The sequence below is a fragment of the Pseudomonas sp. CLCA07 genome (assembly GCF_053615335.1).
This window is the reverse complement of sequence record NZ_CM132131.1, coordinates 5,498,841-5,512,822: the sequence shown is the minus strand read 5'-3', so window position 1 is coordinate 5,512,822 and position 13,982 is coordinate 5,498,841. Positions and strand designations below refer to the sequence as shown.

Annotated in this window: 11 protein-coding genes and 1 pseudogene; 7 read left to right on the top strand and 5 right to left on the bottom strand. The window is 55.1% G+C overall.

What is annotated here, in order from left to right; genetic code table 11:
• Window positions 1-39 precede the first annotated feature (39 nt).
• The 6 genes and pseudogenes from ACWGZX_RS25300 to ACWGZX_RS25275 form a co-directional block, all read left to right on the top strand.
• A complete protein-coding gene (locus ACWGZX_RS25300) occupies window positions 40-1,419 on the top strand; it encodes an oligosaccharide flippase family protein (RefSeq protein ID WP_452625916.1) in 1,380 nt (459 codons plus the stop codon).
• A 133-nt stretch (window positions 1,420-1,552) separates the two neighbouring features.
• Window positions 1,553-1,747, top strand: a complete 195-nt coding sequence (locus ACWGZX_RS25295; RefSeq protein WP_223512775.1) for a hypothetical protein — start codon at window positions 1,553-1,555, stop codon at window positions 1,745-1,747.
• Window positions 1,744-3,186 carry a GMC oxidoreductase gene (locus ACWGZX_RS25290; protein ID WP_452625915.1) on the top strand — a complete coding sequence of 481 codons (1,443 nt, stop codon included), beginning with the start codon at window positions 1,744-1,746 and terminating at the stop codon, window positions 3,184-3,186. Before ACWGZX_RS25295 ends, ACWGZX_RS25290 begins: the two co-directional genes overlap by 4 nt.
• A 133-nt stretch (window positions 3,187-3,319) precedes the next feature.
• Window positions 3,320-4,408 carry a glycosyltransferase family 4 protein gene (locus ACWGZX_RS25285; protein WP_452625914.1) on the top strand — a complete coding sequence of 363 codons (1,089 nt, stop codon included), beginning with the start codon at window positions 3,320-3,322 and terminating at the stop codon, window positions 4,406-4,408.
• Window positions 4,409-4,481: 73 nt separating this feature from the next.
• Window positions 4,482-5,576, top strand: a complete 1,095-nt coding sequence (locus tag ACWGZX_RS25280) for an acyltransferase family protein (protein ID WP_452625913.1) — start codon at window positions 4,482-4,484, stop codon at window positions 5,574-5,576.
• 49 nt (window positions 5,577-5,625) lie between these two features.
• Window positions 5,626-5,736: pseudogene (locus tag ACWGZX_RS25275) on the top strand (hypothetical protein); the annotation flags it as partial.
• Here ACWGZX_RS25275 and ACWGZX_RS25270 read toward each other — a convergent pair.
• Complete coding sequence (locus tag ACWGZX_RS25270) at window positions 5,714-6,532, bottom strand: class I SAM-dependent methyltransferase (protein ID WP_452625912.1); 819 nt, start codon at window positions 6,530-6,532, stop codon at window positions 5,714-5,716. The pseudogene ACWGZX_RS25275 and the gene ACWGZX_RS25270 sit on opposite strands and share 23 nt — an antisense overlap.
• A gap of 169 nt (window positions 6,533-6,701) precedes the next feature.
• Between ACWGZX_RS25270 and ACWGZX_RS25265 the strand changes: the two genes are divergently transcribed.
• Complete coding sequence (locus ACWGZX_RS25265) at window positions 6,702-7,088, top strand: hypothetical protein (RefSeq protein ID WP_452625911.1); 387 nt, start codon at window positions 6,702-6,704, stop codon at window positions 7,086-7,088.
• A gap of 2 nt (window positions 7,089-7,090) precedes the next feature.
• Here ACWGZX_RS25265 and ACWGZX_RS25260 read toward each other — a convergent pair whose 3' ends face one another.
• The 4 genes from ACWGZX_RS25260 to ACWGZX_RS25245 all read right to left on the bottom strand — a co-directional run bounded on the left by ACWGZX_RS25260 (window position 7,091) and on the right by ACWGZX_RS25245 (window position 13,980).
• The gene (locus tag ACWGZX_RS25260) at window positions 7,091-8,521 is read right to left on the bottom strand and encodes a sigma-54-dependent transcriptional regulator (protein ID WP_452625910.1); all 1,431 of its coding nucleotides are present in this window, start codon (window positions 8,519-8,521) and stop codon (window positions 7,091-7,093) included.
• Entirely contained in the window at window positions 8,490-9,983 is a 1,494-nt protein-coding gene (locus tag ACWGZX_RS25255; RefSeq protein WP_452625909.1) for a sensor histidine kinase, read from the bottom strand. The genes ACWGZX_RS25260 and ACWGZX_RS25255 overlap by 32 nt, the downstream gene beginning before the upstream one ends.
• A 104-nt stretch (window positions 9,984-10,087) precedes the next feature.
• Window positions 10,088-11,116, bottom strand: a complete 1,029-nt coding sequence (locus ACWGZX_RS25250; protein WP_452629065.1) for an SCO family protein — start codon at window positions 11,114-11,116, stop codon at window positions 10,088-10,090.
• A 56-nt stretch (window positions 11,117-11,172) separates the two neighbouring features.
• On the bottom strand, window positions 11,173-13,980 hold the full coding sequence (locus ACWGZX_RS25245; protein WP_452629064.1) for a multicopper oxidase domain-containing protein: 2,808 nt from the start codon (window positions 13,978-13,980) through the stop codon (window positions 11,173-11,175).
• Window positions 13,981-13,982 lie beyond the last annotated feature (2 nt).

Sequence of the window (13,982 nt, the reverse complement as noted above, 5' to 3'; positions counted from 1 at the left end):
TATAGTACCTTTTGTGCCATTGAGTCCGGGGTAGTTGTAATGCCTTCAGTTGATTTATCGCCATCGTTGAGCCTGCGCAAGCGTGCGATATCTGCTGGGGCATGGAATCTGGGGGCACTTGTTACCTCTCAAGCCATTCGTTTGGGTGGCAACCTGGTGATGGCGCGACTGCTGATGCCGGAAATGTTTGGCATCATGGCCATCGCCACCACCGTGTCGCTGGTTCTGCACTTGCTGTCCGATGTCGGCTTGCGCCAGAACATCATCCAGAGTCCAAATGGCGACGATCCGGTGTTCCTTAATACGGTGTGGACCGTGCAGATTGTGCGCGGAGTCATCCTTTTTGCGTCGACACTTCTCATCGCAGGCTTCGCCTGGTTGGCGCAAACCCTCAATCTGTGGTCGATCAACTCCACCTATGCCGCACCGGAGTTGCCTATGGTGTTGGCACTAACCGGTATCTCGGCAATCTTCTATGGCTTTCAGTCGACGAAAGTGGACTTGGCAGTGCGTGCTTTCCAGCAAAAAAAAGTGGTGTTCGCCGATTTTGCGTCTCAGCTTGCAGGCCTTCTGGTCTTGCTGACCCTCGGTTACTTCACCCGGTCTATCTGGTCGCTGGTGGCTGCAGGTCTAGTAGCAGCGATGGCCAGCACTCTGCTGGGTCATTTCTGGTTTGAGGGCCCGTCCAACCGTCTACACTGGGACCGTTCTGCGCTCAAGGAGTTGGTCGTTTTCGGCCGTTGGATGCTGTTGTCTTCGGCAGTGGGCGTACTGGCCATGCAAGGTGATCGCATCTGGTTCGGCGGCAGCATGTCGGCCACCGAACTGGGTGTCTACTCCATTGCCGTGTTGATTTTGGGCGCTCTTCAAACTGGAATGCAAAGGTTGGTCGGGGCCGTGGCCCTGCCGGCATTCAGTGAAGCCTCAAGAACAAATGACACCGCACGGCTCCACGCTTTGTATTACCGCTTCAAATTGGGGTTCGATCTGGCCTCGCTGTTTTTCTGTGGACTGTTCTGGACCGGCAGTCCGCTGCTGATCAGCATCTTGTACGATCAGCGGTATGCCCAGGCCGGCAACATGCTGGCCATTCTTTCACTTTCTTTTTTCACAATGCGCTTCACAGTGGCGCATCAAGTCTGGCTTGCCTTGGGACTCACAAAATACCAAGCCATGGACAACATTATTCGCGCAGTCTCCTTATGGGGGCTACTGCCCCTGATGCTGGCGATTGGCGGAGTCGAATATGCGATTTGGGGCGTCGCCTTGCATGCGTTTCCTACACTTGTCCTGGTTTTTTATGTCAATTGCCGTTTGGGGTTGTTCAATCTCAAGCGCGAACTTGTTGTGCTGCCAATGCTGGTGGTGGGGGCTTTGTTCGGGGAGTTGTTGTCGAGTCTCGCTAAAGCTTTGATTTGATCGATTTCTCTTGTTGTTTCCAAAGTTGTGGCTCGGCGCCGTTATTGGGGTATTGATGGAGGCCTGCAAAATTGTGGCCTTGATGCGTAGTTGAAATCTCCAACGCAATCTTGATGTCGTGGAGCTTTGAATCATGAGAGCACCTGATTTTAAAACATCTGTGATGGGGCGCAGAGGCTTCCTTCAGGCGTTTGCCCTGTTGAGCCTCGGGGGGCTCATGTATGGAATTTCCAAAGCCGATGCTCGGCCTCCTGCGGTTAAGTCTGACTTTGTTGTCATCAATGGATGGGTGCTGCCTGCCCAGTATTTTCGGCAAACACAAGCATGATCAAAGACTACCAATCGCAGAAAGAACTCTGCGACTCCTATGATTTCTGCATTGTTGGGGGGGGGCCAGCCGGCATTACGCTGGCCTTGCGTTTGGCCGGCAATGGCCGGCGGGTGCTACTTGTCGAGGGGGGTGGACACGAATATTCACAGAACTCGCAGAGCCTCTACAAGTGCCCATCGTCAGGCCTTGACGTCTACGCCGAGGAAGCGCGCCTGCGGTATCTTGGCGGCACCTCCAATCACTGGGCCGGGCGATGCCGTCCCTTCGAGCGGTCTGACTTTACCGTAGGCCCTCCGGTGCATTTACCCGGTTGGCCCATCGCGTTTTCCGAGATCGAGCGTTATCTGCCAGCGGCCATGGATATCCTGGATCTTCCGCCACACTCTGAATTCAAAGCCATCAATGCGACTTTGGATGACACCGAGTTTGAGGCTGATCGTTTCTTACTAAGCCCACCGACACGATTTGCACAAAAATATGCCAAGGAACTCAATGAGACCGAAGAGCTTGATGTGTTCATCAATTGCAACTGTGTCGATCTTGAGTTTGATAACAAGACCGGCAGCATTGCGGCGATAGTCGTGTCGGACTATGAGCTGCATCGGGAGCGAGTCATTGCAAAACAATTCATTCTGGCGACGGGCGCAATCGAGAATGCCAGGCACCTTCTCAATAGTGAGTCCCTGGTAACTGGCGGTATCGTAAGCAAGGATGGTTTCGTTGGTAGATGTTTCATGGAACACCTGAACGTCGAATTGGGTACCTTCATCTTGAAAGACGGGCAGAGTACAGATTCTCGCCAGTACTTCACGACAGATACATTCGTGATGGAACACAGCTCGGGCAAAGGGAACGTGAGTGCCTCGCTTGTATCTGAAGTGAAGTCCTATGGGCGAATGGCCGCAATCAAGGGCTTTTTCGAGAACCTCATCTGCGAAGCAGGAGAGGCGCATAAGATTGAATTTATTACCAAGTTCAATTGTCCCGGGGATGGAGTAATCGGCACGTTGATTGAACAGTTTCCCAACCCGAACAGCCGCATTACATTACTCGAGGATCGAGATGCGTTAGGGATGAGGAAGCCAACGGTTCATTGGGAACTAAGCCCTGCGGACCGGAGTACCATCAAGTCTATAGGGCTCGAAGTGGCGAAATGTTTTGCTAAAGGTGGACTAGGTTTTGTCAAGCTAGAAGCGTGCGTTTATGACGAGGACTTGCCACTGAAGGTAAGTCCCCATGCACATCATATGGGCACCACACGGATGGCAACTTCGCCTGAGTTTGGAGTTGTCGACGAGAACTGTAAAGTGTTTGGTGTAGCCAATCTTTACGTTGCAGGCAGCAGTGTTTTTTCTACAGGCGGTGCCAGCAACCCTACAATGCCGCTTTTGCAACTTACTCTAAGGCTAGCTGAACATTTGAATCGTATGAGTTAGAGCGTCTTAGGCGAAGTATTGGCTTTTGCCTGTTTGATGCTCGTCGAGAGGTGGCTGGATAGCACGTCAATTGGCTGTGTGTGTTGGATCTTAATAGACAGCCTCTGATTTTCAGGGGGGGGGGGATGTTCTAATGAAAGTGGTTTTTGTATTGCCTGTAGCGAGCATGGCTGGCGGGATTCGCGTCGTTGCAATTTACGCCAAGGCATTATCTGACGCTGGGCATGATGTGACACTTGTTTCCTTGCCATTGCCTCCCATTCCGCTGCGCAGGAAAGTGAAGAGTTTCATCACGGGTAAGGGTTGGCCGATAAACGAGAAAATTCCATCTCATTTAGACGGCCTTGGCCTTGATCACCGAGTGATAGAAAAATATAGGCCGATTTTAGATTCGGATGTTCCAGATGCAGATGTTGTAATTGCGACGTGGTGGGAAACAGCTGAGTGGGTGAATTCCCTAGGTCGGTCCAAGGGTGTAAAAGTGTATTTTGTGCAAGCGCATGAAATTTTCCCTTTTTGCCCGATTGATAGAGTTATGGCAACGTATAAAATGCCTTTACATAAAATAACCATTTCTAAATGGTTGGTAGATGTCATGCGTGTGGAGTATGGCGACTCTGATGTTTCTTTGGTGTTGAACGGTGTCGATCATCGGCAATTTTTTTCCGCGTCTAGGGGGAAGCAACATCGCCCAACAATCGGCTTTTTGTACCATGAGGCGCCATTAAAGGGCTTTGATGTTGCGCTCCAGATTGTATCTTTGCTAGAGGAAAAATTCCCGACGCTTCGAGTTATAACTTTTGGAAGTTCTCCACCAGGTGGTTTTTTTAAGTTTCCAGCGAATCTTGAGTTTTATCTAGCTCCCGATCAAGAGCGTATTTGTGACCTTTATGCTCAATGTGATGTCTGGCTATCAGCAAGCCGGAGTGAAGGCTTTAACCTTATGGCGATGGAAGCAATGGCATGTAGGGTTCCGGTAGTTTCAACGCGCACGGGATGGCCGTTAGAGGCAATATCTTGTTTCGAAAACGGTGTGCTGGCAGATATTGATGATAGTGTTGCCTTGGCTCATGCTGTTGAGCAGCTTTTGCTTTTGGATGATTTGAAGTGGCGTACGATTTCAGAGAAGGCATATCAAACTGTGGCTTTAAGTTCTTGGGAGAACTCTGCAAAGTTATTTGAAGCTGCTCTTTGCAATGCGTGTGTGAGCAGTTCGTCATAGTGAGGCGCTTTCCGCTTTTAGGTCGAACTGACAACCTCATCGACATTAGTGGAAAGAGGAAGGAGAGACAGGAATGAGTGGAATCACAACTGACGATAAGCATCGCCTCGCCTTGGTTGACGCGTTGCGATGCTTTGCAGCACTTTGGGTGGTTCTGTTTCATTTATCTGAGGGAAAACATATTCCAACCCTTCTAGCGGCAATTCCGGACTGGTTGAAATATATAGTTTTTGACGCTGGTCACTTGGGTGTGCCTGTTTTTTTCGTATTAAGCGGCATCGTCATGGCGGTCACAACATTTTCAGTGCCGATGCACACTGCGAACGCTGCGAATTTTGTGGCGCGCCGTTTAGTGCGGCTTGCTCCGCCATACTATGCTGCCGTTGCACTTGGTGTGCTTGTGATTGTCGCAAAGCATACCTCAGGGCAAGGTGGGATTGAAATTCCTAGTGTCACGGACATTCTCGCGAACTTGACGTTTCTTCAAGGTATTCTTGGCATCGAAAACATCATAACGGTGTTTTGGACACTTTGTATTGAGGTGCAGTTTTATATCGCATTTGCCGCACTACTTTGGCTGTCCGAACAAGCCAGAGGCGGCAACGCTTTGCAGGCGCGAAATATTACGATTTGGGTCAGTGCATTGTTGGCGCTACTTTGGCCTGCCGGGCTTATTCATTCGATAGGTTGGCAAGGTGGATTTATCGCGTTCTGGTTCAGCTTCATGGCAGGGGTTCTATGTGCTCAGATACTTAGAGGCTCTAAGCAAAACCGATATATTGCCGTTGGGTACTGCACATTAGTCCTCTTCATCGGCGCGGCCGATCAAAACTCATTTACAATGGCTGTCGGATTGACTGGTCTTTTGTTTTGTTTTTTGGTTGCTGGCACTGTGACTCTTGGTTTCTTGTCCAGCTATCCTGTACAAAAAATCAGCTTGATATCCTACAGCATCTATTTATTCCATCCACCGGTAACAGGAACGTTCATGCGCCTTTTCCGGCGTATCATGCCGACCGGCTTAGCTTCGGACATATTAGCGACTGTCCTTGCAGTGGCAGCCTGCATCGTATTTGCAGCCATCACATACATACTTATCGAACGCCCCGCAATCGCATGGAGTAGGCGCATCAGGTTTAAACGCACTGAAGCCGCCGTGCTTAATTAGACGTAAGCTAACTTTCATTATGGCGCGTTCGCGCTCTTGCGTTTCCGAAATGCGCGTGGACGTTGGTGCCGGCGAAGCTATCAGCGAGTATCTTTCACAAGTGCTTGCCGACGGCGACAACGAGGAGTTTCTTCGTGCTATCGGCTACGTGGTAAAAGCTTCACCACCAACGTAAAACACATCGGCAACTGCGCCGCCTGCCGCTCATACCGGTCATACAACTCCTCCCGGTTGGAGTGCGGGTATTCCTTGAAGTGGCTGATTTGCAATCCAGCGTCGAGGGCGCCGGTGAAGATGGCGCCCAGGGTGTGGACGAACCAGTAGGACGCAGCGGCCTGCTGTTCGACCTTGCCTTCGTAGACGATCGGCCGGTTCTGCACGAACGGCTCGGTGCGAAAATACGAGCTGTCCGGGCGATACGGATCAGCTGACTCGGGATCGAACATCTCCAGGAACGGGTGGGTTTCGTATATCACCAGCGCGCCGCCGGGCTTGAGGGTTTGCGCGACGTGACGCATGAATTCGCCGATGTCCGGCATCCAGTTCAAGACGCCGATGGTGATCAGGGCCACATCAAAACGATTTTGCATCGCGCTCGGCAAATGATGGATGTCCGCCTCGATGAACTCGGGAGCATAAGCCGAGTGCGACGCCAACTCCCGCGCCTGATTGAGAAACGCATCAGACTGATCGACGCCCACCACGCTGCGCGCGCCCAACGCAAACAGCGATAGACTCTCGCGCCCGTTATTACACCCCAGTTGCACCACGTCCCTGCCGTCAACGCCCACCTGCTCCAGCACACCAGTCAACGTCGCATCCAGGCAGGAAAAATTCCTCTGACCCACGGCGCTCAAAATCTCGTGCCATTCGCGGGTGTTTTTGTGGTGTCGGGCGGAATCGTTCCACGCCTCGCGGTTGCTGGCGATGGCTGTTTCTTTTGTCGGCATTTCCATTGCGCGCTCCAGAACTCGGGTCTTGTTTGACCGGCACTAGTCTAGATTAGACTATAAAAAAAACCTGTTGGAATCCTGTAATCCGGGCACGGCGAACGCGTCCCCCGTACGACAGCTATAGTTAATGGCCTTGGGGAATTGCGCGAAAAACGATTACACAGGTGTTGCCATGAAAAAAACCGACCTGACGCTGCTATTCACTGTTTGCCTGGTTGTTGCAAGCGCCGCCCACGCAGACGACCGCATGACGCCTACCACCGATTACAGCAGTGAATTCAACTATTACGGGGCCGACCAACCCTTCGCCCACCCCGTTCCACCCTCCATGAACATAATACCGCCGGGGACATACATCCCGACCTCGCCCCAGGAGTTCATACCGATTTCAAGCGAGCACGTGTTCTACGATTCACGCTTGCCGACGCTCGCCGACGCCTCCGTTCGGGTGTTCATCCGCACGTACGATGCCGAGCATGGTGTGTACGTGAACGAGGAAGTCCTCGACCCGAGTTGCACACTCGAGTGCCTCAGTCGTCAGGGCCCGATGTTGCAATAAGCCTACCACTGGCGTTTATCCGGGCGTGCCAGGCCGAGTTTCTCGATCCGGTAGCGCAACATGTCGCGACTCAGGCCCAACAGCCGAGCGGACTTGGTGACGTTCCAGTCGGTCTTGTCGAGCATCTTGCGCACCATGTCGCGCTCGACTTCGGGCAGGTTCATCGACTCGGTGCCGATATAGACCGGGCGCGGCTCATGGTGTTGTGGCTCATGCTGATACATCGGCGGGTCATCCACCAGGCTCAGGCAAACGTTTAACTGGTGAACGGCGATGGTATCGCTCTGGGCCAGCAGCACCGTTTGCTCAAGCATGTTGCGTAACTCGCGCACGTTGCCCGGCCAGCTGTAGCTGAGCAGCAGTTCTTCAGCCTGATCGCTGAAATGCAGGTTCGGCTTGCCATAGCGTTTGCCGTGGACCGCCAGGAAATGCCGGGCCAACAGCAGAATGTCTTCGCCACGGGCATACAGGCGCGGCACCTTGATGGAAATGATCCGCAGACGGAAGAACAGGTCACGGCGAAACTTGCCCTGCTGGACCATTTGTTCAAGGTTGCAGTTGGTGGCGCTGATCACGCGCAGATCGACCTTGCGCTCCTTCACCGAACCGACTCGACGAATGGTCCGGTCTTCCAGCAACTTCAGCAGTTTGGCTTGCAACAGCAAGTCCATCTCACCGATTTCATCGAGAAACAGCGTACCTCCATCGGCCGCTTCCACCAGGCCGACACGGCGGTCCTTGGCGTCGGTAAAGGCGCCTTTTTCGTGGCCGAAAAGTTCCGACTCCACGAGGTTGGAGGGGATCGACGCGCAGTTGAACTCAATGAACGGGCCTTTGCTGCGTGGGCCGTCAAAGTGCAGCGCCCGGGCCACCAGTTCTTTACCGGTGCCGGTTTCACCTTCCACCAGCACGGGCGGCAGGTCGGTGTTGGCCATGCGTCGCTCGGCGTCGAGCAACTGGGCGATGGTATTTTTCAGGTAGTGCATCGGCCCCGATTCGCCGATCAACGCCTGCACGCCAGACTTCTGCGCCTCACGTTCCTGATAAAACGACAACGTGCGCTCCATGCGATCGGTCGCCAGCGCCTTGTCCAGCAACAGCTTGAGCTCGGGCAACGCCACGGGTTTAGTGACGTAGTGAAACGCGCCCTCCTTCATCGCCACCACGGCATCTTCGACATTGCCATAGCCAGTCATCATGATCACTTTCAGGTCCGGCGCGCTGACGCGCAGCTTCTGGATCAGATCGTGACCACTCATGCCCGGCAACGAGTTGTCGGTCAGCACCACGTCGGGGGCGAACGTACTTAATTGCACCAGTGCATCTTCAGCAGAGTGGCAGACCGTCACCTCGAAGTCTTTGCGCTCCAGGTAGGTCTGTATATTCTCGGCGAGGATTTCGTCATCCTCGACCAGCAATATGCTGCGTTCCATATTCCCCTCCCGTTGCCACTCTGAAATTGAGACAGACGCGGGTTCCTTCCTGCTCTTGGCTGGTCAGTTCGACCGAGCCTTCGAAACGTTCCATTATTCGTTTGACCAGGGCCAGGCCTACACCTAACCCTCCTTGTTTGGTGGTGAAAAACGGTTTGAAGACCATCTGTTGCTGCTGCTTGGTCATGCCTTTGCCGGTGTCACTGAGAGTCATGCGCACATGGCCGGCGTGTGGTTGTTCGATATCAATCGTCAGGTGGCCGCCCTCGGGCATCGCTTCCAGGGCGTTGGAAAACAGGCTATTGAGTATTTGCGTCAGCAGCACCTGTTGGCTGACGACCGGTGGGCAAGTTTTAGGGGTGAAGTGCACTTCCACGTTCGAACGTTTGATCAGCGCCTCGAAAGCACTCAGGGTGTCATCAATGGCCAGCACCAGCTCGACCGTTTCGTAGTCGTCATTCATGGGTCGCAACGACACCAGCAACTCCCGAACCCAGCGTGACATGCGATCGACCTGATGGATGATGTCACCGATGTTCTTCTGCGCACCCTGGTTGGCGATGTCCTGGGCCAGCTCGGCGCTGGAGCGAATAGTGGCCAGCGGATTACGCAAACTGTGCGCGACCGCCGAGGACATTTCCCCCAGGGCGACGAAAGTTTCATTGGTAATCAATTGTTTTTGCTGACTCTTCAGCAACATCGAGGCCCGGCGCACAATCCAGAACAACCCCAGGTAAATGACCAGACCGCCGATCACAGTCGCCAGCCAGATGGCTTTGAAACCGCGCTGGATGCGCTCCACCAAGTCCACCGGTTCCTTATAGATCTCGACCATGGCGACCACTTTGCTTTTGTCCGCATTGAACATCGGGATGTAGTTCTCGATGAACAGGTATTCCGGCTCGCGCAGCAGTCTCTGTTCGGGACGCGCATCGTCGATCTCGTGGTAGCTGGTGGACACCGCTTCTTTCATTTTAAATGATTCGTCCAGCTCATTGTCGCCTTCGATGCGCGTGCCGATCAGCTCCGGGTTCGTCGACCAGACCACGGTGCGATCCAGCGCGTACACGTTGGCCAACAAAATGTCCGGCAGATGCTCCACATGATCGAGAAATTCAACACGCGCAGCCGCACGGGTTGCCGGGGGCACGTCGGGATAGGCGTTGTCCAGCCGCGGGTCGAGCATTTCGCCCATGGTTCTGTTCGGGCTGATCGAGGCATGGCGAATTTCGCCATCACCAATGGCCTGAATGAATTGCGCGGTCAGCATCGAATCGCGTTCGACGCTCTCGATAACGACGAACCGCGTAGAAATATAGCCAAGTCCCGACGCCACTGCGGCGATGATCAAGAAGCTGCCCACGGAAAACCAACGCAGCAGATTGAACTGACTCCGCCGGATCTGGCCCTTTGCTTCCGGCGCGGCCGGCGCCGGTTCTTTTTGTTGTTCCAGTATCGGCATAGGGTTGTCCTGAATGCTCGCATCAAGCCTGTTCAGCCAAGTCACGGATCAGTGTAGGTGGCATTGAACGCGCCTGTATCTGAGCCGATGATATTAGCTAGCCGCTATTGCGCCTGCACCGCTTGCAACGGTTGCTGGCGGTCGGTTTCTTCCTGCAAAAATTGCATAATCGATTGCGCGGATTTCTCATCCAGACGCAGGTTGGGCATTGAGATTTTGTCGTAACGTTCAAACAGCTCCATAGCAATCGGGTCTTTCTCCTTCAACATGACGTCCGGCTCGCGAATCCAGCGGTTGAGCCAGGCCGGATCACGTTGGCGGGTCACGCCGATCAGGTCCGGACCGATGCTGCGCATGCCGAGACCCTGCCCGTCCATCGGGCCGAGGCTGTGGCACGACGCGCAGCGGGTGCGGAATAGTTCTTCGCCATTGCTCGGCGGACGAATTTCCGGGGCGTTGGCGTAGCTTTCTCCCGTGCTGGGTTTTTTCCAGTTCTGCAAGGTGTTGGCCAGCTGATCGGCGAGAATCCACGGGTTCTCGAACGGTGAGGCTTTCATCCAGCGACCAGTGGTCTGGTTGCCGACGATCAGGCTCAGGTTGTGGTCCTTGTTGCGTCCGTTGTCGACGCCTTCAATGAACAGCCCGAGTTTCTTGCGCAGCTCGGTGACATCCGCAAATTCCCCGGTGAGAAACTTCCAGCCCGGTCCGACCTTGAACCGTTGCGCATAGGCCTTGAGCACTTCGGGCGTGTCGCTCAACGGGTCAATGCTGATGGAGTAGAAAAAGATGTCCTGGCCAACCCGGTCGCCGAGCAGCTTTTGCACCTGACGCAGCCGCGCGGTTTCCAGTGGGCAGGAGTCGCTGCACGTGGTGAAGATGAAGTTGATCACCACCACCTTGTCCTTGATCAAGTCATCGAAAAAACGCACCTGCTGACCGTCCTGATCGGTCAGCAGGGTGTTGGGGAAATAGTCGCCCCCCCACGGTGTCGCCGACTCCTGCTTCGGCGACTCCTGCGTCGGCGACAGCACACCTTCATGGGCCAGCAGCACCTGACTGGCCAGCAGACAGCTGACCAGTACCAATATCAGGTGCATGCCCAAGGCGCGGGAGCGCGGCGTTTTCATGTTCATGTTCATGTTCATGTTCATGTTCATGTTCATGTTCATTTCGGCTCCCTCGCGGCGTTTCATTGTTTAACCGTCACTTTAGGGCCAACGCCGTCACCGGTTTTGTAGGTTGGCAGTGCGGCAGAGCTGACGTAGCGCACACCATCCCAGCTTGGCAGCGGAGTTGGCATCAACTGGAATTGCCCCGGTTTCTCAATGTCCCAACGCAGCAGCATCGAGTTGTCTTCATGCTGAGTGTTGTGACAGTGCTCCATGTAGGTCCCGGCGAATTCGCGGAAGTTGATGGCCATCTCGACGTTGTCCAGGCCATCTTTTTCCGAGCCTATGCGGTACACGTCCTTGCGCGCCCATTTTTCCCATTCCGGTGGTGCCTTGCCGCCGCGACTGAGGATGATCCCCTCTTCGAAGTGTACATGCACCGGGTGACTCCAGCCCGTACCGCCGGCCTTAATATTCCACACCTCCAGGGTGCCGAAACCGGCGGCCCCGGCATCGGTAGGACCGTTAGCCAACTGGGTCGCGGCGTTCAAACGACGTGGGTCCATGTGGAAGCCGAAGCCGCCATCGGTCTTGACCGTCCACGGTGCTTCATCGGTGCCGTCGGAACGGCCGAAGGTGAAGGTCCGGTGACGTGCCTGAGCCAGCCGCGCCTTGTCGGCCGCATTGTCGCGATGAATCTTCAGCGGGATCATCACCAGGCCTTCGGCTTTACCCGGTTTGGCCGGTTCATAGGCTGCTGGGTCCATGGTCAGGTCCTGACCGGTGTAAGGCTTGACGTTGAGTTGCAAAACTTTGCCCACTGCCGGGTCGCCCTTGTCCCACATCGGCCCTTTGCTGGTTTGCTTGATCACCGCTTTGTAATTTTCGGAGAGCACGTCGGCCAGCGACACCGGCTCTTTCGGGCCTTTACCGTCGTCATGCACCAGCAGGTTGACAAAGAACACCTTGTCACCCGGTTTGATGCCGTTTTTCGCGAAGTTGACGATGATGTCGAAGCGCTCGGCAATGCCCTGGGTTGGCAGGATTGCGTTGTGGTTCTGTTTGTCGCCGTCGGCGTCCAGGTCCATGGTGCCGTCGAATGGCACGCTGTGCTCCATGATGTTGCCGTCATTGGCAATCATGTGGAACGGCACGCGGGCATAGGACACACCCGAGCCTTTGGGCCCCTGAAACTCGCCACTGGTGCCTTTGATTTCACGCACCAGCGCCAGTTTGAAGTAGCGCGACACCGAACCGTTGAGCATGCGGAACCGATAGCTGCGGGCACGTACATCCAGGGCCGGTTTCCACTGCCAGTTGACGAGCACCTGGTCACCGAGGAAGCCGTCGGTGTTGAACGGGTTAAACCACAGCTGACCGTTCTGATCCCATGCCTTGTCGGCGAACACCAGGTTGACGTCGTAGTCGCGGTTACCCCACGGCAAGGCGCTGCCGCTAGGGAAACGCAGGTTGACGCCGTCGTCCACCGACTCGTTGCCACGGTCCAGGGCGCTGTAGTAGTTCATCATCGCCGCGTTGCCCTTGTAGACGTTCTGCGCAGTGAAATCGAGCATGTGGTCGTGGAACCAGTGGGTGCTCATGGTTTCGCGCCAGTCGCCACGGATCTTGATCGTGCCGTTCTCGCACGTCTTGCGGCTCGGGCTGACGTCGTTGGTCCACAGGGTTTCACCCGGTGAGCAAGGGAACGCCGCGCGTGGATCATGAGCGTCGGTGTTGATGGTGTCGTAACCGGCCAGCTGGATCGGCCAGCGATAGTCGTAATACTGCCCCGGGAAGAAAAACGCGTTGGCATAACCATCGCTTTCCGCCGGTGCGTGACCGTTGTGTTCGTGGGTACTGATAGTGTGCAAACCAAAACCCATGTTGGCCGACGGGTCGATCGGCAAGCCGTTGTAGTGGCGCATCAATACTGGTTGGCCATAACGCACCATCAGCAATTTAGGCGGCAGGGTGCCATCGAAGGTCCAGACCGAGTTGTGATTCTGCACCGGCATGTTCGGGTGGAAGCGCGCATCAACACCCTTGGAGGTGCCATCCGTTGCCGGCACGCCAGCGACGTTGTGATAAAGGCCGCCAGGGCCGAACTCGCCCACGGCGTAGTGGTGCATCTGAAGGCTGTCACGCCAACCGCTGTTGAGCCTCGCCCCGGTTTGCACGGTTTTGTAGGCCAATTGCGGGTAGAACTCGTTCCAGCGCTGATGCGACCAGCCCTTTCCTGGCGGACGACCTTCAGCCGACGAGCCGATATGGCGGTTGAGGAAGACTTCGATCTGCGCCTGCCAAGGGTTGCGGTCCACCACGTTGGAATACTGGCTGGGGAACGGTGTCAGCCCCGGTTGACGCAGGAAGGCATCGAGTGCCGCGCTCGGTGGTGCACTGCGGGCGGCATTGGTCGGGTCCTGTTGTGGCAATGGACCGACCGCTGCCGGCGGGAAACCCAACGGTGCGGCCGGTGTAGTGGGGTCGAGTTTTTCCGGGCCGAACTCTTCAAACAGCACCAACTGCTGAGTGAAGGGTTGAGCGTTATACAACGGGCTCGGTTTGCCATTGGTGGGGTAGTTGTAACTGGTCTGCACCGCTGGCGGCAAGGCGTTCTCTATACGCGTCTCGTCGCGGTTGCCTTTGTTGCCATCGGGCAAGTCGAAGGCGTCCTGGTTGGCCTCAGGCATGCTCAAAATGGCGTTCAACGCCGCAGGTTCGTCAGCTGGTTCGTCGTAGTAAGCCGAAGGGTCAGATGGTTCAGGCTGTCGCTCGTCATCGATCGGGCTCGCGCGCAGAGTCGCGGTGCCCAGCGTCATCGTCAAAAGGACGCTCAGTGGTGTCAATAGACCAATCCACTTGAGGGAATAACGCGCGTTTCTATCCATCA

Coding starts and splice junctions, on each gene's coding strand:
- ACWGZX_RS25300 (WP_452625916.1), top strand. CDS start 40: ATGCCTTCAGTTGATTTATCGCCATCGTTGAGCCTGCGCAAGCGTGCG.
- ACWGZX_RS25295 (WP_223512775.1), top strand. CDS start 1,553: ATGAGAGCACCTGATTTTAAAACATCTGTGATGGGGCGCAGAGGCTTC.
- ACWGZX_RS25290 (WP_452625915.1), top strand. CDS start 1,744: ATGATCAAAGACTACCAATCGCAGAAAGAACTCTGCGACTCCTATGAT.
- ACWGZX_RS25285 (WP_452625914.1), top strand. CDS start 3,320: ATGAAAGTGGTTTTTGTATTGCCTGTAGCGAGCATGGCTGGCGGGATT.
- ACWGZX_RS25280 (WP_452625913.1), top strand. CDS start 4,482: ATGAGTGGAATCACAACTGACGATAAGCATCGCCTCGCCTTGGTTGAC.
- ACWGZX_RS25270 (WP_452625912.1), bottom strand. CDS start 6,532: ATGGAAATGCCGACAAAAGAAACAGCCATCGCCAGCAACCGCGAGGCG.
- ACWGZX_RS25265 (WP_452625911.1), top strand. CDS start 6,702: ATGAAAAAAACCGACCTGACGCTGCTATTCACTGTTTGCCTGGTTGTT.
- ACWGZX_RS25260 (WP_452625910.1), bottom strand. CDS start 8,521: ATGGAACGCAGCATATTGCTGGTCGAGGATGACGAAATCCTCGCCGAG.
- ACWGZX_RS25255 (WP_452625909.1), bottom strand. CDS start 9,983: ATGCCGATACTGGAACAACAAAAAGAACCGGCGCCGGCCGCGCCGGAA.
- ACWGZX_RS25250 (WP_452629065.1), bottom strand. CDS start 11,116: ATGAACATGAAAACGCCGCGCTCCCGCGCCTTGGGCATGCACCTGATA.
- ACWGZX_RS25245 (WP_452629064.1), bottom strand. CDS start 13,980: ATGGATAGAAACGCGCGTTATTCCCTCAAGTGGATTGGTCTATTGACA.